Source organism: Flavobacterium anhuiense, from assembly GCF_900101855.1.
Taxonomy (GTDB): Bacteria; Bacteroidota; Bacteroidia; order Flavobacteriales; family Flavobacteriaceae; genus Flavobacterium; species Flavobacterium anhuiense.
Map to the genome: position 1 here is coordinate 116,202 of NZ_FMVC01000003.1, position 19,104 is coordinate 135,305.

Sequence of the window (19,104 nt, forward strand, 5' to 3'; positions counted from 1 at the left end):
GTATTTACAATGCTTTTACTGTTTCTACAAAAATACTTTTTTTATCAATAATTCCCAGATCAAATAATTGATTTTGAATTTTATTAAAAGATTTTTCTGTCAAATTTTTCTGCGACCATTGGGTCAATTTCAGCCATTCCTTAATATCTTCTTCTTTTTGATTAAACAGTTTAGACAATTTCTTGTCTATCTCTGGAATCTCTTTAAAATCAACTGTTGTCTTGTTGATTATTTTAAGAATTGTTTCGACCGTTTTGGCATTCTTTTTTAAGAATTCGTCTCGTACCACAATAATAAATGATGGCCAAGGAGTAGGGCAGTCTTCAATACGTCTAAAAACACCTTTATCTACAAGCGGTTTCGTCATAAAACGTTCCCACATAAAATAATCAGCTTTTTTATTAGTCAGAGCATCTACAGCACCATCAATTGTATTAACAATCTCGAATTCAAGATCATCCATTTCCCAGCCTTGTTCATTTGCATTTACATAAGCCATTAATTGTGATCCCGAACCGATTCTCGAAATCGCTGCTTTTTTGTTCTTAAGATCTTTCAGCGTTTGAAAATCTGATTTTGCATCCACGTGAATTCCCCAAATTAAGGGAGATTGCACATAAACCTGTACAATTTTGCTCGGATTTCCGGCCGCAATATCTTTAAGAATTCCTTCGGTTAGAATTACAGCCAAATCTGTTTCTCCGTCACGAAGCATTTGACACATCTTCCCGGTTCCTTCGGGAACATTTGTCCATTGTAAGTCGATGTTCTCTTCTTCAAATTCGCCATTTTCGATGCATAGATGCCACGGCAAATTGAAGTGTTCCGGAACACCCGCAATTTTGACAGTTTTCATTTATTTTAAGTTTAAGTTAAGTTGCTTGGTATGGGTATGCGTAATCTTATGGTTGAGTTTGTAAGTTTAGTTTTTTAATAAATCGGCCCTATGTTTTTCTGAAAGGCAAGGCTCTGCAAATTCTATGATATCTTGAGATTCGTATTCATTCAGAAGGCTTCTCACCAATGAATAATCTACATCTTTGGCTATTTCTACGGCAAAAAAGGTTTCATTTAGTCCTTCAGATAAACAATTGATTGCTTTTAATTTTTCTCTGATAATTTCTTTATCAAAACCTTTTTCTAGAATAGCCACTTGAACAATCGAATTTCCAGAATTCTGAATCGTTTTTCTATGCATAAAACGTTCTTCTGTTTCATCATATTCGGCATAAAAAATGTCGTCTGTAGCGATCAAAGGACCGAAAAACGGAATGTTATCCAGTTTAAAAAGACCTTTTTCTAGATCTATAATTTCTGCCCACATCGTTTCGGACACGACTTCATCCAGATAGTCACTATAATATTTAAATAATATTTTCTTATGAGTTTCCTGTTCCATTATTCAATTTCGCTAATTACAGCTTTTAAAGGAGATATTACGATTCTATAGCCATCTGGATCCTGAATCATTTTTCCGTTTTCATTCCAGAAAGGATTCAGCGATGGTATAACTGCAATATTTTGCTGCGTTAATTTATTTACTAATTTATCGTAATCTGCAATAGTTTTTGGGTATAAGACCATAACATCATCTTCATCAAAAGTATGTTTGGCTTTAACATCTGATTGAGTAAACTCAAAATGCCAGTCTAAGCCAGGTTTTCCGATAAAAACGCCATCATAATTATTGTGATGTTCAAATCCGCCTAAGCGTTCAAATCCGAGTACATCAACATAAAAATTTTCAATTTTTGCTAAATCATTCGTATGTCTGGCTACTCTCAAAAACATAATCTATGCTCTTATTTGATTAATATGATGTTCTAAATGTTCAACATAATCGGTCATTAAAAACCTCAAATCTATTTCAGATCCGTCGGCCAAAATGATTTTGTAATCTAAAGCTTTTTCATCAACAGACTTCATTAATCTCACCATCTGTTTGTTTATGGTAAACCACAATTGAGTCAGCTCCTGGATATCTATTTTTTGGTACTGATTTAAATTTACTAAATCCATTTGATTATATGGTCTGTGGCGATATGGTTTTTCTGCATAATTAATCTCCGTAAAACGAACCAGATTATGAATTGCAGAATCTACCAAATGCCCTAAAATCTCTTTTTTAGACCATTTTCCAGGATTTTTTACTTCTAAAATTTCATTGTTTATTGTCGGAATATAATTGACATTTTCGTTCAATAATTCTTCAAATTTAAGAATAGCGTTTTGCATATATTTTATTAAATTTCTTACTCAAATTTTCCTGTAAAAATTATAAATAATATCCAGAAAAACATTCCAACAAATCCATTTTTTTCGGCTGTTGTAAAACCATTTTTATCTATAATTTTATTTCTTTGATCTAAATAATATTCTAAATCTTTAGGATACTTTTCTTCAATGGCTGCATTTAAAAATCGAAAAAATAACCATCTGGATAAACCACCAATACCTAATGTAAACCGTTTTACAGGTTCCATTATGATATGACCAATCATCATTTGTTTATTGCTAATTTATTCAATGTATAAGCAATCAATTCGTCAACAGCTTTGTACGGATCTGCACTGAAAGTTCCAGAAGCACGATTGGCAATAATAGCGTTCAACGATAAAGCATTGTGTCCTAAAAGAGCAGAAAGTCCGTAGATTGCTGCTGTTTCCATTTCTAAATTAGTGATTTTAGTTTCGCTAAAACTAAAATTATCCATTTTATTATTTAATTCCTCATCTTGAATATTCAAACGCAAAACTCTTCCTTGCGGGCCATAAAATCCTCCAGCAGTTGCTGTAATTCCTTTAAAAATTCGATCAGATTCGATTAATTTTTCCAGTTTTTCAGAACATTGCGTCACATAAGGTTTTCCTTTTTTAGGATCCCAATTGGTATGTTTTACAAATGCATCTTCAATTTCTGTAATTGAAACGTCGTCGATTAGGTAGGAGCGAAGCATATTGTCTAATCCCAAACCAAATTTCGACATTACAAAACTGTCAACTGGAATGTCTTCTTGCAGAGATCCCGAAGTTCCAATTCTGATAATGTTTAAAGAAGTTAATTTTTCTTTTGGCTCACGAGTTTTCAGATCAATATTTACCAAAGCGTCTAATTCGTTTAGCACAATATCAATATTATCAGGTCCAATTCCTGTAGAAACTACAGAAATTCTTTTGCCTTTATAAATACCGGTTTGGGTTTTAAATTCTCTTTTTTGAGCAGAATATTCGATTGAATCGAAAAATTGAGTGATTTTTTCTACTCGGTTTTGGTCACCAACAAAAATAATGTCGTGTGCTATATGTTCAGGACGAAGGTTTAAGTGGTAAACGCTTCCATCTGGATTTAATATCAATTCTGAAGATTGTATCATTTTTTTTAAAGTTGCTAAGGTTATGAGATGCTATCCCGATTGCTATCGGGACTAAGTTTTAAATCTAAATTTCAAAAAGAAAATTCCAAATTCCAATCTTAAATCTAAATTCTGAAATCTAAAATCATTATCCACCTACACGTTTAGTTTTAAATCCTTTTTCTTTTAAGATTGCCATTATTTTATCTCGGTAATCGCCTTGGATTATAATCGAATCGTCTTTAAAAGTTCCGCCAACGCTTAATTTGGTTTTGATTTCTTTGGCTAAGATTTTAAAATCTTCATCAGAACCTTCATAACCTTCAATAATAGTGGTTGGTTTTCCTTTTCTTTTTTCAAATTTACAAATCATAGGTTCCTTCTGAACGTAAAGAACGTGTTCTTGCTCTTCAACTTGTTCAGGCTCATTTGATTCAACATGATCTGGAAACAGATTCTTTAATTGATCTTTTAAGTCCATATTTTTTTATTCTAAAAATAAATTTTCAAGCATAAAGATATCTAAAAATTAAATTCCAAACCCCAAGAAAAACTTGGAATTTGGAATTTTTATATCTAGAAAATATTTAAGCTTATTTTTTGATTAAGCCTAACTCTACTAAACGTTCGTATAAGAACTCTCCAGCTGTAATATCTTCGTATTTCTTTGGGTTTTCTTCATCAATGCAATTTTCAAGACAATCCAAACGCATATCGCTTACTGGGTGCATGAAAAACGGAATTGAATAACGTGAAGTTCCCCACAATTCTCTTGGCGGATTTACCACTTGGTGAATTGTAGATTTTAGTTTATTATTGGTGTGTCTAGACAACATATCACCAACATTGATTACCAATTCGTCATCTTCAGCAATGGCATCAATCCAATCGCCGTTGTGGTTTTGAACTTGTAATCCTTTTCCTTGAGCTCCCATCAACAATGTAATCAAGTTGATATCACCGTGAGCCGCCGCACGAATGGCGTTTTCTGGCTCAGAAGTAATAGGAGGATAGTGGATTGGTCTTAAAATTGAGTTTCCTTCTTTTGCGTATTCATCAAAATAAAACTCATCTAAACCTAAATGTAAAGCCAAAGCTCTTAAAACATAAACACCCGTTTTTTCCAATTTTTGGTACGCTTCTTTACCAACCGCATTAAAACGAGGCAATTCGGTAACTTCAACATTGTCTGGGTATTCAGAAGCCCATCTTGAATCTTTGTCAACGTATTGGCCAAAATGCCAAAATTCTTTTAAATCTCCTTCTTTGCGTCCTTTAGCATGTTCTTTTCCAAAAGAAACATAACCTCTTTGTCCGCCGATTCCAGGAATTTCATATTTATGCTTAGTTTCTATTGGCAAGGCGAAGAAGTTTCTAATTTCGCCATAAAGTTCGTTTACCAATTGGTCATCAAGAAAATGACCTTTTAAGGCTACGAAGCCAATGTTTTCAAATGCACTGCCGATTTCATTTACAAATTTTTGTTTACGTTTCGGGTCGTCCGAAAGGAAATCACGTAAGTCTACACTAGGAATGTTTTGCATACTTTACATTTTTTATTTTAAAGAAGAAAGGTGTCATAAGTACCTTTCGCTAACAAAGGTAGATAATATTTTAGAAAATAATCTTAAGCTCAGGCATTAAAAGCAGATTTCTGATTAAAATTTTATTTTATAATCTAATAAAACACCCGCAATTTGTTATATTTGAAACACTAAAAAACAAAAAATTACATGATCTTTTACCGCCAAAACCTGACTGACGCGCAATTATTAGATTTATATAAAAAAATATTAAAACCACGACTGATCGAAGAAAAGATGCTTATCTTGATTCGACAAGGAAAAGTTTCCAAATGGTTTTCTGGAATAGGACAAGAAGCCATTGCTGTTGGGGTAACAGCTGTTTTAGATCCGTCTGAATATGTGCTTCCAATGCACCGAAATCTTGGTGTTTTCACAACTAGAGAAATTCCGCTTCACCGTCTATTCTCGCAATGGCAAGGAAAAGCAAACGGTTTTACAAAGGGAAGAGATAGAAGTTTTCACTTTGGAACGCAAGAATATAATATCATTGGAATGATTTCGCATTTGGGACCTCAGTTAGGAATTGCTGACGGAATCGCTCTTGCGAACAAACTTCAAGACAATAAAAAAATTACCGCTGTTTTTACCGGAGAAGGCGCCACAAGTGAAGGCGATTTTCATGAAGCTCTAAATATTGCAGCTGTTTGGAAACTGCCTGTAATGTTTGTTATTGAAAATAATGGTTACGGACTTTCAACGCCAACCAACGAACAATATGCTTGTGAAAATCTTGCCGATAAAGGAATTGGTTACGGAATTGAAAGCTGGATTATTGACGGAAATAATATTGTAGAAATTTACAATAAACTGTCTCAGCTAAAGAAAGAAATGCAGGAAGATCCGCGTCCGATTTTATTGGAATTTAAAACTTTCAGAATGCGCGGGCATGAAGAGGCGAGCGGTACAAAATATGTTCCTCAGGATTTAATGGATCAATGGGAACTGAGAGATCCTGTTACGAATTACAGAAAATATTTGACCGAAAACGGAATTCTAACGGTTGAATTAGATGAACAATTTCATGCCCAAATAAAACAGGAAATCGATGAAAATTGGACGATAGCAAATGCCGAACCTGAAATTGAACCAACTTATAGCGGAGAATTAGATGATGTTTATGAAGAGTTTCAATATGAGGAATATAGTCCTAATTCTGAATCAGAAAATATTCGTTTTATAGATGCCATCAGAAATAGTTTAGAGCAGTCCATGTGGCGCCATAAAAACCTCGTGATTATGGGACAGGATATTGCTGAATATGGAGGAGCTTTTAAAATTACAGAGGGTTTTGTTGATGCTTTTGGAAAAGACAGAATACGCAATACGCCAATCTGCGAAAGTGCCGTAATTTCAACCGGAATGGGACTTTCTATAAATGGTTATAAAGCAATTGTAGAAATGCAATTTGCTGATTTTGTTTCGTCTGGTTTTAATCCGATAGTAAATCTTTTGGCTAAATCTCATTATCGCTGGGGCGAAAAAGCCGATGTTGTCGTTCGCATGCCTTGCGGCGGAGGAACTCAGGCTGGACCATTTCACTCCCAAACCAATGAGGCTTGGTTTACTAAAACTCCAGGTTTAAAAGTTGTTTATCCAGCATTTCCTTATGATGCTAAAGGACTTTTGAATACTGCAATCAACGATCCGAATCCTGTTTTATTCTTCGAACATAAATTATTATACCGCAGTATTTATCAAGATGTTCCAAAGGACTATTATACTATTCCTTTAGGTAAAGCCGCTTTAGTAAAAGAAGGAAAATCGGTAACGATTATTGCTTTTGGAGCAACTGTTCATTGGGCTTTAGACACTTTATCGCAACATCCAGAAATTGATGCTGATGTAATCGATTTAAGAACTTTACAGCCTTTAGACACTGAAACTATTTTTGCTTCGGTTAAAAAAACAGGAAGAGCTATAATCTACCAAGAAGACACTATGTTTGGCGGAATCGCAAGTGATATTTCGGCTTTAATTATGGAAAATTGCTTCGAATATCTAGATGCTCCTGTAAAACGTGTAGCAAGTTTAGATTCTCCAATACCTTTTACAAAAGCACTTGAAGATCAGTTTTTGCCAAGAAATAGATTTGAACAAGCTCTGAAAGAGTTATTAGAATATTAAAATATAAAATCTAAACACATAGAAACATAGAATTTTAGAATCTAAAAAAGGCGTTTCACTAATTTAAAACACAGAGCTATGTGTTAGAAACTAGTTTCTTTTTAATTCTCTTTTTTCAATAACAATCCTATGTTTCTATGTGTTAAAAAATTTTAGATTACCACAACTAGACGTCTTCCATCAGGAACTTCTTCATTCCACATTTTTTCTATATCTGATAAATTCACTGTTTCAATATTTACTTTTAGTATATTTTTTGACACTAAAAGAAACATTTCAGGAAGTATTTCAGAAAATAATAGTTTGACTTCCTCTTTTGACCAGCTTCCCAATCCAGAACCAGATAATTGAAGATCAACACTTCGCAAAATCTGAGCCGATAATTGAATCGTATCTCCAGACATTGAGCCAACAGAAACATATCGGGTTTTATATGTAAAATTTCCGTTTCCTTTTAAAACCGAAAGAATTAGTTCTGCAGAATGTCCCCATAAATAATCTATTACAATATCTATTGGAGTATTTTTATGGATTTCTTTTAACTGAGAAATAAAAGATTCGTCATCTTGTTTTAAGGAAATAATTTCATTGGCACCCAATTCTAAAAGACTTTCAAGCGATTTTTCATTTCTTCCTGTAACAATAATGTTTTTAGCTCCATAATGCTTTGCAATTTGAGCAGCCATTTGTCCCGTAAAACCAGTTGCTCCATTAATTAAAACCGTTTCTCCCGGTTTTATTCCCGCTCTAAAACGAATTGCCATTGCCGAACCAGCGACTGCATTCGGCATTGCCGCGGCTGTTGCATTATCAATTCCGTCTGGCAAAGCTACCATTCGATTTTTCTCTACAAGTGCTTTTTCTGCGATTGTTCCAGAGATTCCGCGAGCGTAAACTCTTGTTCCGTTTTCTAGAACTCCGATTCCGTCGCTTCCGACTATAAATCCGTTTTGATTTTCTTTTTCTGACGAATAATGATCTCCGCTGGCAATTCCTTTATCCAAATTGGTAATGGCTACGGCTTTTACAGAAACTAAAACTTCATTTTCATTTGATGCAATTGGTTCTGGAAATTCTGCATATTTTGGCAATTCGCCTTTTTTATAAACTACTGCTGCTTTCATAATTATTTAATTTTATGAAGCAAAATTATAAAGTCGTATATGGGCAAACGATAACATTTGTTATCAAATTTTCTTTAAATAATATAAAGTTATATAAGCTAATTTAAGTTTGGCTTTTCAACTATTTTTTATTTGCTAATTTGCTTTTTAGTCTGCTTAAATGTACAGTAGTTATTCCTAAATAAGAAGCGATATAATGTTGCGGAACACGCATTATGATTTGAGGTCTTTCTTTAATTAAGTTAGTATATCGCTCTACAGGAGAATTTTTTATGAACGAAACAAAATATTTCATATAATTAAAAGTACGCTCAAAAAGCATATTAATTAGACTATCCCTTAATTCTGGTATTTCTTTGATTTCTTCGAGAATTTTATCCAAATCGTTTTTATGAATCCACCACAAAATTGAAGGCTCAATTGTTTCTATATTTGTTGGACTTGGAAGTTTCTTCATAAAACTTTCGATAGAAGCAACGCTCTGATTTTCGAAAAAGAATTGCGTAGTCAGATCTTTTCCGTTATTGTTAAACCAAACCCGAATACAGCCTTTTTCTATGATATAAAGTTTCTTTGAAACTTCGCCTTCTTCTAAAAGCGTAGTTTTTGCAGTAACTTCAAGACGGCTGAAATAACCAATATATTCGTTCCATTTCTCATCAGTTAAAGGGAATTTATTTCGGAATTGATTGAACATATTTTCAAATTATAAGTTCCAAAAATAGGTTACAGCTTTTATCAAAATTACTATTCCAATAAAATAATAAATCGCATAAAATCCAATATCCAGTGAGTTAAATAAAAGTATGAAAGAGAGATATGGATAGCTGTCAACAAGCATTATGTAAATCCTATTTATTTTTAAATCTTTAAATTCATAAAGAATAAATTTATGCTTAGCATCATCAAAATATTTTAAATTTAAAATTGATGCAACTATTCCAAAAGCGCTAAAACTGTAAAAAGTAATATCATTAAATGACTGAAAAAATAAAGAATATAAAGTCAATATGTTTATAAAAAAAAGAATAGACAAAAATCTTGCAGTTGAAGATTCAGCCGAAGTCTTATTTGTTTCCGAAATAATTTCATAAGTACGAAAGTACAGATAATGGTATGCTTTAGTCATTATTGTTATTTAGAATCCGATTCCACTTCAAACAATTGCACCTGATTTTTCAATCGGTCAATTAATAAATTCATCATTCTTTTATTTAGATCAGAAGAATTTTTAATATAAGTATTGTATTCATCTACTGTAAAAAGCGCCATTACGATTCCTTTTAATGAATTTCTGAATTTAATGTCTTTTTGAATAGAATTCTCGATTGTCTGCAATTTCTTTTCAACCGAATAAGAATAAAAATCGGGTTTGTTTTTGTTTACGTAATTGATAAAAACGGCAATGAACAAGTCGTTTTGAAGTTTTAAAATCGGCCTGATGGTCTGGTTTTGAAAGATCTCATCGGCTGAAGATTGAGCACTTACGGTTCCTAAAGTTTCGCCTCTGAATTCTTTTAAAAAAGTGTCTCTATCTTCCATTGGGGTTTGTTTTTAGTTTTCTTTAAAGTTAAAGAAATAATCCCACAGTAAAAACCTATTTTTGTTTTTCTAAAAATAAATTATGCGATTATTTCTGTTTGTATGCTTATTATTAGCTTCTTGCAATTCGAAAGAAGATAAAGAAAAATATAACCGTCAATTATATCGCGCTGTAAATAATAAAGATACAGCGGTTTTGGACATTCACATAAATGACAAACGTTTTTATGGACGCTACGAAATTTCACATTACGGAACCGGAAAAGATTCTGGCGACGTGAGAGGTGACTTTAGAGGCGATACGCTGAGAGGCGATTTCCATTATATTTCTTTTGGGGGCGGATGGAAAAGAGTCCCTTTGACGCTTTTAAAGAAAGATGGCAAGCTTTATTTAGGAAAAGGAGTTATCGGAACGTATTTCAATCTTCCGTGTTATGTTCCAGAAGTTCCTATTGAGTATAATAATCCAGAGTTTCTTTTTGAAAGGATAGAGGAGAAGTAAATATTATAAAATTCCAAATTTTAAATTACTTCGCCTATTCGCTATCGCTCGGGTCCAAATTCCAAACTTGAATTACTTTGTGTATTTTACCGCAATGCACGCAAAGTTCTTTTATAAGTTAGACTTACTAAAAACGCAAAGTTCGCAAAGCTTTGTCTAAAAAACTTTGCGAACCTTGCGTAAATCTTTGCGAACTTTGCGGTTAAAAATCTAACCAATACTCGACGGTAATTCAAAAATTTCAAGATCAAAATATCTTACTGACGCCATTACGTGATCAAAAATATCGGCCATGATATATTCGTAGTTTGCCCAACGCTTGTCACTTGAAAATACGTAAATCTCCAACGGAACTCCATGTGCCGTCGATTGCAACTGTCGGCATATGATGTGCATATTTTTATTTAATCCGGGATGATCAGTCAAATATTGAATGATGTATTTTCTAAACAATCCTAAATTGGTCATGTTTCGGCCATTTAGCGAAAGCGTTTTATCAATTCCTCTAAGATCATTGTATCGGTCAATTTCCGCTTGACGGCTGTCAATATAAGAAGTGATGAGCTGTACTTTTCGCAATTGACGCAAATCTTCATCATTTAAAAAACGAATGGTGCTGCTTTTAATCAAAATATGTCTTTTGATACGTCTCCCTTCAGATTTCTGCATTCCGCGCCAGTTCTGAAAAGAATCTGAACTTAAAGCATAGGTTGGAATTGTGGTTATGGTGTTATCAAAATTTCGAACTTTTACAGTTGTCAAATTGATTTCGATAACATCTCCGTCAGCTCCAAATTTATCCATTGTAATCCAGTCGCCAATACGAACCATATCGTTTATGGCAACCTGAACACTAGAAACAAATCCAAGAATCGTATCTCTGAAAATCAAGATGATAATTGCCGAAAGTGTTCCTAGAATAGTTAAAAGTTCTCCTTTCTTAATTCCGAATAAAGTAGAAATAATCATGGCAACTCCAAAAATCCAAAGCACGATCATAATAACCTGAACAAAGCTGTCAATTGGTTTGTCGCTGTATTCTGGTTTTTGTTTTAAATAATCACGTAACGAATTAAAAACAGTTCTAACAATCCATAATCCGAGTAATACAATATAGATGCCGACTATTTTTCCAAACATGGATTCCCAATATTCGTATTTATCCAGAATAACGGGAACGGCTTTGTAAATAAAGAAAAACGGAATTAAATAAGCGGTATATCTAGTGGTTTTATTTTGAATTAAATAATCGTCAAATTTAGTTTTAGTTCGCTGAGCGAAAATAGCGGTCAAAGTGACTAAAATAAATTTGGCGGCGTAATAAATTACATAAGCAAGTGCTATTAAAATAGCGATGTTAAAGATCAAGCTGGTATAAGACGCCACGTTGCGGCTCATTCCCCAATCTCTAAAAACAGGATATAAAAAATTAAATATTTTCTCCAAAAACTTATGCATTTGCTTTAGTTTCTAAATATTTTTTCTCAATGTAAAAAGTTCCAAACGGAATAAGAGAAGCCACTAAAATGATTGCAAAAGTTTTTAAATCCCAATTCATTGATTTTTTCAATAAAAAGGCTAAAAGAATGTATCCGATAAATAAAACACCGTGTGTCATTCCTAACGGACGTAATAATGTATGGTAAAGTTCAGGATTATTGTTTTTGATAATTAACATATTAGCAAATAATACTAAATAAGAGATTCCCTCTAAAATGGCAGTAACTTTGAAAATCTTGAGCATGTATATATTTTTTAAGTTTTATGCCAGCAAAATTAAGGATTCTGGATTGATTTTAGAATTTAAAACTCACAAATTAAATCAATCCGATGGGCTGAAAATTGGAATTTGGAATTTAAAATTTTGAAAATTATCTTTACTCTATGAGTAAAAGAGATTTGAAAAAATATTTAGGCGAATTATCAAAAGAGCAGTTGGAAGAACAATTGATAGAATTGTACGAGAAATTTGCTCCCGTAAAAGTGTATTATGACTTTGTTTTTAACCCGAAAGAAGACAAATTGCTTCAGGAGGCAAAAGTCAAAATCTCGCACGAATATTTCCCAATCAAAAAACCTGGAGCAAAATGGCGTCCGAAAGCCAAAATGAGAAGATCTGTTGCTCAAAAACTAATTAAACATTTTATTATGTTGGGCGTAGACTCGTATGTAGTGGCTGACATTATGCTTTATAATATTGAAATTGCGCAAACGTTTTCTTCGCAGAATTTCATCAAACAGGAATTATTTTACAAAAGCATCTTTAATTCTTTTGAGCAGGCGGTAAATTATATTGTTTCAAACGGAATTTTTACTGATTTTAAATTGCGAATTAATGCTATTTTGGAGGAAACTTTAAATCAAAAATGGAAAAATAGATACGATTTTGAGGCAATTTTAGAGAAAATCGACTACTAAAACCCTTTCTCATAAAAAATCTTTATTCAAAAAAAATATTTATTTTACGTTAAAAGAGGATGAATAACTGTTTTTTCGATGTATTTTTGCAAAAATCCAAAAATAAACAATGTCTCAAACTTTAGAAATACAAAGAGAAGATAAAAAAGAACTGTATGCATACCAAAAAGGCGATATTGACGCTATTTTTGACCGTTTAGATAATGCTCCTCCGAAACACCACTTACTGTATCAGCTTCCAACTGGAGGAGGAAAAACAGTAATATTTTCTGAAATCGTACGCCGCTATTTGTCTAATAACGATAAAAAAGTGGTGGTTTTGACGCACCGTATTGAACTTTGTAAACAAACTTCAAAAATGTTGACAGGTTTTGGCGTTACAAACAAAATAATCAATAGTAAAGTAAAAGAATTGCCAGACCAGAATGATTTTTCATGTTTTGTGGCAATGGTTGAAACTTTAAAAAACCGTATCAATGATGAAAAACTTCATCTAGACAATATTGGTTTGGTTATTATTGATGAGGCACACTACAACTCATTTAGAAAATTATTAAACTCATTTAAAAATGCTTTTATCCTTGGAGTAACAGCAACACCTTTGAGTTCTAATATAAAATTGCCAATGCACCAAAGCTACCACGAACTTATTGTTGGTGATACAATTGGTTCATTAATCGAAAAAGGATTCTTGGCAAAAGCAACAACTTACAGCTACGATGTTGGTTTGACTTCGTTAAAAGTGGGTATCAATGGTGATTATACTGTAAAATCTTCAGACGATTTGTATACCAATACTTTGATGCAGGAAAAACTGCTTCATGCGTATACAGAACGTTCTTTAGGAAAGAAAACCTTGATTTTCAACAATGGTATTCATACTTCTTTATATGTATATGAAACTTTTAGAGAAGCAGGTTACGATATCAGACACTTAGATAACACAAGTAGTTCTGAAGAGCGTAAAGACATTCTGCAATGGTTTAAAAAAACTCCAGACGCGATTTTAACTTCTGTCGGAATTTTGACAACTGGTTTTGACGAACCAACTGTAGAGACGATTATTTTGAATAGAGCAACAAAATCGTTGACTTTGTATTTCCAAATGATTGGTCGTGGTTCTCGTAAATTGCCTGGAAAAGATGAGTTTACAGTTATCGATTTAGGAAACAACGCCGCTCGTTTTGGTTTATGGAGTGATCCTGTAAACTGGCAGCATATTTTTAAATCTCCAGAATTTTACTTGGAAAATCTTCGCGATGACCACGAAATTGAAATGTTCTTTAAATACAGCATGCCACCAGAATTGCGTGCGAAATTCAGTAAAACTGCCGATGTTAGTTTTGATGTAGATGAAGAACACAAATTAATCATCAAACAGAATCTTCGTTCTAAAGTAGTTTTAGATAAATCTCTAGATCAGCATGCTTCGATGTGCGTTGATAATACTGAAACACTTCAGGAAGCAAAAATGCTTGCGAGAGAATTAGAAGATGATATTGAAGATCGTATTAAACGTTATTCTAAATGTTTAAGCCAATGCAGTAAAAACTACCGCGAATGGCTAGTTGACGATTACAAACAAAGATTAACTTTATTAATCGGTAAAAAGTATCGTGAGAAAATCATGAACGAACCAGATTGATAATTTCAATTAATACAAAAATTATATGATCTTTGTCAAAGTTTAAAACTTTGGCAAAGATTTTTATTTTCAAGTCATTCCAAAAAAACATTCAAATATTGAGTAATCTGCATCAAATCTAAAATCAGAACTCAAAAATCTAAAATAATTATGTCTAAACCATTCTCAACATTAGGAATTTCAGCTCCAATTTTAAAAGCTTTAAGCAAATTAAACATTGTTGAACCTACAGAAATTCAACAAAAAACAATTCCGTTATTTTTGAGCGAAACCCATGATATTGTTGGTTTAGCCAAAACAGGAACAGGAAAAACGGCCGCTTTCGGATTGCCTTTATTGCAATTGGTCAATACAGAATCGACAATAATTCAAGCTGTAATTTTGGTTCCGACCAGAGAATTAGGCCAGCAGATTTTTAGAAACTTAGAAACTTTTTCAAAATATATTCCCAATATATCTATAGCTCAAATTTGCGGAGGAACTCCAATAAAACCGCAAATTGAACGATTAAAAGAAGGCGCTCAAATTGTAGTGGCAACTCCAGGACGTTTAATCGATTTGATTCTACGAAAAGCAATCGATTTAAAACAAACTGAGTATTTGGTTTTGGACGAAGCTGATGAAATGGTAGCGATTCTTAAAGAAAGTTTAGACCAAATTATTGCTGAAATTCCAAAAAAACATCGCACTTTATTATTCTCGGCAACACTTCCTGGAACGATAAAACAGCTAATTCAAAATTATTTGCATAAAAATGTAATTCAGATAAGTGCCAACATGGAAACTGTTGGAAACGAAGGAATTGATCACGAATATATTGTGGTTGATCCGATTGAAAAACTAGAAGTTTTAATGCATTTCTTGAATTCTAGAGACGGTGAAAGAGGTATTATTTTCTGTAAAACGAAAGCTGCTGTTAACAAATTAGCCAAAAATCTAGCAATCAATAAATTTTCTTCAGGCGCGCTTCACGGAAGTTTGACACAAGGTATTCGTGACCGAATTATGGAACAATTTCGTGAAGGACATATCAATATTTTGGTTGCAACAGATTTGGCAGCAAGAGGAATCGATGTAAAAGAAATCTCTTATGTAATTAATTATCATTTGCCTGACACTTACGAAAATTACGTTCACCGAAGCGGAAGAACCGCAAGGGCAGGAGCAAAAGGACTTTCGTTGACCGTTTTACAGCAAGAAGAAGTTTTTGAAATTGCTGATTTTGAAAGAGAATTGGGAATTCAATTTTCAGAATTCAAAAAACCTTCTGCAGCAAGTGTAGAAGAAAATAATATGCTTTTGTGGGCAAGACAAATCTTTAAAACAAAACCAAATCACGAGCTTTCTTCAGATTTAAAAACGAAAGTAAAAACTGTTTTTCATCATTTGACTAAAGACGAACTTATCGAGAAATTAATGGCAAGTTATGTACTACAGAACAAAATCGATATAGTTGATAAAACCGTTAAAAAATTCAAAAAGTAATAAATATGACAATTGTCATTGCATATTAAAGTTGTATATTTATAAGGAATAATTTTATAATCCTACTTAATACAACATATATGAAAATAGTCATTATTGGAGGTGGATTTGCAGGAATCAATCTGGCAAAAGAGCTTGTAAATCAGCCTCAAATACAAGTAACTCTTGTAGACAAGAATAATTATAATTTTTTTCCACCACTTATATATCAGGTTGCTACGGCATTTTTAGAGCCATCAAGCATTAGCTATCCGTTCAGAAAATTCTTTGCTGGCAAGAAAAATCTGCAGTTTCGTTTAGGCGAATTATTATCAGTTTCTCCTGCCGAAAAGAAAATCACTCTAAGTAACGGAGAACTAGAATACGATTACCTTGTTTTTGCAACTGGAGCAGAGACGAGTTATTTTGGTATGGAAAACGTGATGAAAAACGCTATCCCGATGAAAACCTTAAATGATGCCATCGTAATGCGTAATACATTGCTTAAAAACCTTGAAAAAGCTGCCATTTGTAAGGATATGCGAAAAAGACGTAAATTACTTACAATTGTTGTGGCAGGAGGGGGGCCAACAGGAGTAGAGGTTTCTGGAATGTTTGCCGAAATGAGGAAAAATATTCTTTTGAAAGAATACCCAGAATTAGATACCTCTGCCAGCAATGTTTATTTGGTTGATGGTGGCGATGCACTTTTGGCGCCAATGAGCAAAGATTCTCAAAAAGATACTTTAGAGGCTTTGACAAAACTTGGGGTTGTGGTTAAATTAAACACTAAAGTTGTAGATTATGTTGACGACACTGTAGTTTTTGAAAATGGAGAAACCATCAAAACCAAAAACTTAATTTGGGCCGCCGGTGTTTCTGCCAAAATATTCGAAGGAATTCCAAAAGAAAGTTACGGACGCGGCCGACGTATGGCAACTGATGAATTTAACAAAGTGAATGGCGTAGATAATATTTATGCCATAGGTGACACTGCAATTTTAGCAGGAGATAAAAATTTCCCTGATGGTCATCCGCAGGTTGCACAAGTAGCTATTCAGCAAGGTTTAAATCTGGCTAAAAACTTCAAAGCCATGGTTGCTAATAAGCCACTTAAACCTTTTGCTTACAAGGACAAAGGATCGATGGCCATTATCGGAAAAGCAAAAGCTGTTGTAGATTTGCCAAGTCCAAAATGGCATTTTAAAGGCTTCTTTGCTTGGATTATCTGGCTGTTTATTCACTTAATTTCTCTAATCACTTACAGAAACAGATTAAATACATTCTGGAACTGGATGGTAGCCTATTTTGCAAAAGATCAATCGCTTAGAATGATTATTAGACCAGATAAAAAGACACAGAATTAGAGTTTAAAATTCCAATTTTTTAAATTCCAAATTCCAATTTATAGAAAAGCCAAAATCTTTTGATTTTGGCTTTTTATATTTAAATTATTGAAGTTTTGGAATTTGGAATTTCTTTTTTGAAATTTAAACCTTTTAATGACCAATCATAACATCATCACTATCTGATAGTTCAACTTTCTCTTTTATAAATCGTTTACCAATATTTAAAATTATAAATGCGGTTATAGTTGTAGTCGTCATAATGGCAACCATTGGCGTTACAGAATCTTTTACAAAAACACCAACCGCAAACGAAGCCAAAGCACCGATTCCAAGCTGAATGGCACCCATTAATGCAGAAGCACTTCCGGTATTCTTAGCAAAAGGAGCCAACGTTAATCCCGCAGTATTGGGATTTGAAATTCCTAAACATGCCAAAAACAAGAATAACATTCCGATAGTTTGATACAATCCTAAAAGGTTATTTAAAGCCAAAATCAGGAATATTATACTTATAACAGATTGAGAAATCAAAGCTCCAAAAATCATCTGTTCGCTGGAAAATCGCTTTAACAGCATAGAATTCAACTGGCTAGATCCAATAAAACTAACAGACATAAGCGCGAAAATCCATCCATAAGTTTTAGCATCAACTTTATAAATATCCATAAATACCAGAGGAGAAGCCGCTACATAAGAAAATAATCCTGAAAAAGCGACAGCGCCTGTAAATGCATACGTATAAAATTGAGGTTCTTTTATTACCAGAAGAAAATTAGACAGAATCGGTTTTGGTTTTAATGAAATAGAAGTGTCTGGTTTGTAAGTGTTTGGAAGTCCAAATTGTGAAGCAGACAAAATCACGATTCCCATACACATTAGTATAAAAAAGACAGCGTGCCAGCCCAGATCTTCAGTAACATAACCGCCAATGGTTGGTGCGAGCATTGGAGAAAGTCCGACAACAAGCATTAAAAGCGAAAACACCTTGGGAATATCTTTTACAGGAAATAAATCACGAACCATTGCTACTGAAGCTACGGTTGCGGCACAGCTACCAATAGCTTGAACAAAACGAAGCATTATAAAAGCATCAATATCTGCAACATAAATACATCCTAAAGACGCTAAAATGTAGATCAAAAGGCCAACAAACAGAGGTTTTTTACGTCCAAAACGATCTAATAAAGGTCCATAAAGCAATTGTCCAGCAGAAATTCCGATGAAATAACTGGATAAACTCATCGAAACTTTAGCAACCGTGGTATTTAAATCTTTTGCAATTCCCGAAAAACCAGGCAGATACATATCGATTGAAAAAGGACCAAGAGCAGTTAAAGAGCCCAATATCAGAATGAGCTGAATATATTTTTTTGTTGTCATTATCTTAAAAAGTGGCTTATAATTTTTTGCAAAGGTAAAGATTTCATACCTTGTAGTATAACTTGAAAAAGTTTATAACAATAAATTAAAGTAATTGCCAACATTATTTAGTGTAACTGTTTATTAATCTTTAAATTAGAAATTATGAAAAAGTACCTTTTACTAGCTGCAATTTTATGCACATCAATTACGTTTGCACAGACCATTACATCTAAACAAGAAGAAGCTAGTATTGAACAATACGAACTCTTAAAAAAAGTAAACCAATATTATCCGGATATTACCTTAAGCAAATCGGTGACGAATTTTTACGCTGACGGGAAAATTATCGATTCGCAACAGGATTTTGACTTAAGAGGCACAAAATTTTCAAGTTATAAATTAGGCATTGAGCCAGGAAACAAAAAAGTGAAATTTGATTATACATCTAGTGAGGCTGGTCATGTGTACGGCGACGTTACTATTTTTAACGGAAATGCTTTGCGAACTACGTTTAACGAAAAAACAAATCAAGTTGACGTATCACTAAATGGGAAATCGGTTTATTTAAAAAAATTATAGATTTGAGAAAACTTTAGAAAAAGCATCGCAAACTTGTGATGCTTTTTTGATTTATAT

The 19,104-nt window shown here is 33.2% G+C and carries 21 protein-coding genes; 7 read left to right on the forward strand and 14 right to left on the reverse strand.

What is annotated here, in order from left to right; translation table 11 throughout:
- Positions 1-4 precede the first annotated feature (4 nt).
- The 8 genes from BLP44_RS08510 to BLP44_RS08545 form a co-directional block, all read right to left on the reverse strand.
- Positions 5-856, reverse strand: coding sequence for a substrate-binding domain-containing protein (locus BLP44_RS08510; RefSeq protein ID WP_091131683.1), 852 nt, complete (start codon positions 854-856; stop codon positions 5-7).
- Positions 857-922: 66 nt separating this feature from the next.
- Positions 923-1,399 carry a DUF4265 domain-containing protein gene (locus BLP44_RS08515; RefSeq protein ID WP_091131688.1) on the reverse strand — a complete coding sequence of 159 codons (477 nt, stop codon included), beginning with the start codon at positions 1,397-1,399 and terminating at the stop codon, positions 923-925.
- Positions 1,399-1,791 (reverse strand): VOC family protein, encoded by a 393-nt coding sequence (locus BLP44_RS08520; RefSeq protein WP_091131691.1) that lies wholly within the window; start codon positions 1,789-1,791, stop codon positions 1,399-1,401. The genes BLP44_RS08515 and BLP44_RS08520 overlap by 1 nt, the downstream gene beginning before the upstream one ends.
- A 3-nt stretch (positions 1,792-1,794) precedes the next feature.
- Positions 1,795-2,235 carry a DinB family protein gene (locus BLP44_RS08525; protein WP_066034636.1) on the reverse strand — a complete coding sequence of 147 codons (441 nt, stop codon included), beginning with the start codon at positions 2,233-2,235 and terminating at the stop codon, positions 1,795-1,797.
- A 17-nt stretch (positions 2,236-2,252) separates the two neighbouring features.
- Positions 2,253-2,504 carry a hypothetical protein gene (locus BLP44_RS08530; RefSeq protein WP_139159191.1) on the reverse strand — a complete coding sequence of 84 codons (252 nt, stop codon included), beginning with the start codon at positions 2,502-2,504 and terminating at the stop codon, positions 2,253-2,255.
- On the reverse strand, positions 2,501-3,373 hold the full coding sequence (locus BLP44_RS08535; RefSeq protein ID WP_091131698.1) for a nucleoside phosphorylase: 873 nt from the start codon (positions 3,371-3,373) through the stop codon (positions 2,501-2,503). The genes BLP44_RS08530 and BLP44_RS08535 overlap by 4 nt, the downstream gene beginning before the upstream one ends.
- A gap of 127 nt (positions 3,374-3,500) precedes the next feature.
- Positions 3,501-3,833, reverse strand: coding sequence for a translation initiation factor (locus BLP44_RS08540; protein ID WP_008464140.1), 333 nt, complete (start codon positions 3,831-3,833; stop codon positions 3,501-3,503).
- A gap of 112 nt (positions 3,834-3,945) precedes the next feature.
- Positions 3,946-4,896, reverse strand: coding sequence for an isopenicillin N synthase family dioxygenase (locus BLP44_RS08545; RefSeq protein WP_091131702.1), 951 nt, complete (start codon positions 4,894-4,896; stop codon positions 3,946-3,948).
- 189 nt (positions 4,897-5,085) lie between these two features.
- Between BLP44_RS08545 and BLP44_RS08550 the strand changes: the two genes are divergently transcribed.
- The gene (locus BLP44_RS08550) at positions 5,086-7,062 is read left to right on the forward strand and encodes an alpha-ketoacid dehydrogenase subunit alpha/beta (protein WP_091131706.1); all 1,977 of its coding nucleotides are present in this window, start codon (positions 5,086-5,088) and stop codon (positions 7,060-7,062) included.
- A 152-nt stretch (positions 7,063-7,214) separates the two neighbouring features.
- Here the strand turns inward: BLP44_RS08550 and BLP44_RS08555 are convergent, their stop codons facing one another.
- The 3 genes from BLP44_RS08555 to BLP44_RS08570 all read right to left on the reverse strand — a co-directional run bounded on the left by BLP44_RS08555 (position 7,215) and on the right by BLP44_RS08570 (position 9,728).
- Positions 7,215-8,186: a quinone oxidoreductase family protein gene (locus BLP44_RS08555; protein ID WP_091131709.1), complete on the reverse strand. Its 972-nt coding sequence runs from the start codon at positions 8,184-8,186 to the stop codon at positions 7,215-7,217.
- Between the two features lie 121 nt (positions 8,187-8,307).
- The gene (locus BLP44_RS08560) at positions 8,308-8,883 is read right to left on the reverse strand and encodes a Crp/Fnr family transcriptional regulator (protein WP_091131712.1); all 576 of its coding nucleotides are present in this window, start codon (positions 8,881-8,883) and stop codon (positions 8,308-8,310) included.
- Positions 8,884-9,320: 437 nt separating this feature from the next.
- Positions 9,321-9,728, reverse strand: coding sequence for a hypothetical protein (locus tag BLP44_RS08570; RefSeq protein WP_008464130.1), 408 nt, complete (start codon positions 9,726-9,728; stop codon positions 9,321-9,323).
- Between the two features lie 82 nt (positions 9,729-9,810).
- Between BLP44_RS08570 and BLP44_RS08575 the strand changes: the two genes are divergently transcribed.
- Positions 9,811-10,230 (forward strand): hypothetical protein, encoded by a 420-nt coding sequence (locus tag BLP44_RS08575; RefSeq protein ID WP_091131719.1) that lies wholly within the window; start codon positions 9,811-9,813, stop codon positions 10,228-10,230.
- 210 nt (positions 10,231-10,440) lie between these two features.
- Here BLP44_RS08575 and BLP44_RS08580 read toward each other — a convergent pair whose 3' ends face one another.
- The gene (locus tag BLP44_RS08580) at positions 10,441-11,688 is read right to left on the reverse strand and encodes a mechanosensitive ion channel family protein (RefSeq protein ID WP_008464125.1); all 1,248 of its coding nucleotides are present in this window, start codon (positions 11,686-11,688) and stop codon (positions 10,441-10,443) included.
- Positions 11,681-11,974, reverse strand: coding sequence for a DUF3817 domain-containing protein (locus BLP44_RS08585; protein ID WP_008464118.1), 294 nt, complete (start codon positions 11,972-11,974; stop codon positions 11,681-11,683). Before BLP44_RS08585 ends, BLP44_RS08580 begins: the two co-directional genes overlap by 8 nt.
- A gap of 140 nt (positions 11,975-12,114) precedes the next feature.
- Here BLP44_RS08585 and BLP44_RS08590 point away from each other — a divergent pair, with 140 nt between their 5' ends.
- From BLP44_RS08590 to BLP44_RS08605, 4 genes are all read left to right on the forward strand, one after another.
- Positions 12,115-12,648 (forward strand): DUF6155 family protein, encoded by a 534-nt coding sequence (locus BLP44_RS08590; protein ID WP_066034641.1) that lies wholly within the window; start codon positions 12,115-12,117, stop codon positions 12,646-12,648.
- A gap of 109 nt (positions 12,649-12,757) precedes the next feature.
- A complete protein-coding gene (locus BLP44_RS08595) occupies positions 12,758-14,293 on the forward strand; it encodes a DEAD/DEAH box helicase (RefSeq protein WP_008464114.1) in 1,536 nt (511 codons plus the stop codon).
- Between the two features lie 150 nt (positions 14,294-14,443).
- Positions 14,444-15,778: a DEAD/DEAH box helicase gene (locus BLP44_RS08600; RefSeq protein WP_091131724.1), complete on the forward strand. Its 1,335-nt coding sequence runs from the start codon at positions 14,444-14,446 to the stop codon at positions 15,776-15,778.
- An 80-nt stretch (positions 15,779-15,858) separates the two neighbouring features.
- Positions 15,859-17,124 carry an NAD(P)/FAD-dependent oxidoreductase gene (locus BLP44_RS08605; protein WP_008464110.1) on the forward strand — a complete coding sequence of 422 codons (1,266 nt, stop codon included), beginning with the start codon at positions 15,859-15,861 and terminating at the stop codon, positions 17,122-17,124.
- 132 nt (positions 17,125-17,256) lie between these two features.
- On the opposite strand, the gene BLP44_RS08610 is transcribed toward BLP44_RS08605, so the two are convergent.
- A complete protein-coding gene (locus tag BLP44_RS08610; RefSeq protein ID WP_091131727.1) occupies positions 17,257-18,486 on the reverse strand; it encodes a multidrug effflux MFS transporter in 1,230 nt (409 codons plus the stop codon).
- 144 nt (positions 18,487-18,630) lie between these two features.
- Between BLP44_RS08610 and BLP44_RS08615 the strand changes: the two genes are divergently transcribed.
- The gene (locus BLP44_RS08615) at positions 18,631-19,047 is read left to right on the forward strand and encodes a hypothetical protein (RefSeq protein ID WP_008464106.1); all 417 of its coding nucleotides are present in this window, start codon (positions 18,631-18,633) and stop codon (positions 19,045-19,047) included.
- Positions 19,048-19,104 lie beyond the last annotated feature (57 nt).

Coding starts and splice junctions, on each gene's coding strand:
- BLP44_RS08590 (WP_066034641.1), top strand. CDS start 12,115: ATGAGTAAAAGAGATTTGAAAAAATATTTAGGCGAATTATCAAAAGAG.
- BLP44_RS08575 (WP_091131719.1), top strand. CDS start 9,811: ATGCGATTATTTCTGTTTGTATGCTTATTATTAGCTTCTTGCAATTCG.
- BLP44_RS08605 (WP_008464110.1), top strand. CDS start 15,859: ATGAAAATAGTCATTATTGGAGGTGGATTTGCAGGAATCAATCTGGCA.
- BLP44_RS08530 (WP_139159191.1), bottom strand. CDS start 2,504: ATGATGATTGGTCATATCATAATGGAACCTGTAAAACGGTTTACATTA.
- BLP44_RS08540 (WP_008464140.1), bottom strand. CDS start 3,833: ATGGACTTAAAAGATCAATTAAAGAATCTGTTTCCAGATCATGTTGAA.
- BLP44_RS08555 (WP_091131709.1), bottom strand. CDS start 8,186: ATGAAAGCAGCAGTAGTTTATAAAAAAGGCGAATTGCCAAAATATGCA.
- BLP44_RS08535 (WP_091131698.1), bottom strand. CDS start 3,373: ATGATACAATCTTCAGAATTGATATTAAATCCAGATGGAAGCGTTTAC.
- BLP44_RS08560 (WP_091131712.1), bottom strand. CDS start 8,883: ATGTTCAATCAATTCCGAAATAAATTCCCTTTAACTGATGAGAAATGG.
- BLP44_RS08545 (WP_091131702.1), bottom strand. CDS start 4,896: ATGCAAAACATTCCTAGTGTAGACTTACGTGATTTCCTTTCGGACGAC.
- BLP44_RS08585 (WP_008464118.1), bottom strand. CDS start 11,974: ATGCTCAAGATTTTCAAAGTTACTGCCATTTTAGAGGGAATCTCTTAT.
- BLP44_RS08515 (WP_091131688.1), bottom strand. CDS start 1,399: ATGGAACAGGAAACTCATAAGAAAATATTATTTAAATATTATAGTGAC.
- BLP44_RS08610 (WP_091131727.1), bottom strand. CDS start 18,486: ATGACAACAAAAAAATATATTCAGCTCATTCTGATATTGGGCTCTTTA.
- BLP44_RS08600 (WP_091131724.1), top strand. CDS start 14,444: ATGTCTAAACCATTCTCAACATTAGGAATTTCAGCTCCAATTTTAAAA.
- BLP44_RS08550 (WP_091131706.1), top strand. CDS start 5,086: ATGATCTTTTACCGCCAAAACCTGACTGACGCGCAATTATTAGATTTA.
- BLP44_RS08570 (WP_008464130.1), bottom strand. CDS start 9,728: ATGGAAGATAGAGACACTTTTTTAAAAGAATTCAGAGGCGAAACTTTA.
- BLP44_RS08615 (WP_008464106.1), top strand. CDS start 18,631: ATGAAAAAGTACCTTTTACTAGCTGCAATTTTATGCACATCAATTACG.
- BLP44_RS08520 (WP_091131691.1), bottom strand. CDS start 1,791: ATGTTTTTGAGAGTAGCCAGACATACGAATGATTTAGCAAAAATTGAA.
- BLP44_RS08510 (WP_091131683.1), bottom strand. CDS start 856: ATGAAAACTGTCAAAATTGCGGGTGTTCCGGAACACTTCAATTTGCCG.
- BLP44_RS08580 (WP_008464125.1), bottom strand. CDS start 11,688: ATGCATAAGTTTTTGGAGAAAATATTTAATTTTTTATATCCTGTTTTT.
- BLP44_RS08595 (WP_008464114.1), top strand. CDS start 12,758: ATGTCTCAAACTTTAGAAATACAAAGAGAAGATAAAAAAGAACTGTAT.
- BLP44_RS08525 (WP_066034636.1), bottom strand. CDS start 2,235: ATGCAAAACGCTATTCTTAAATTTGAAGAATTATTGAACGAAAATGTC.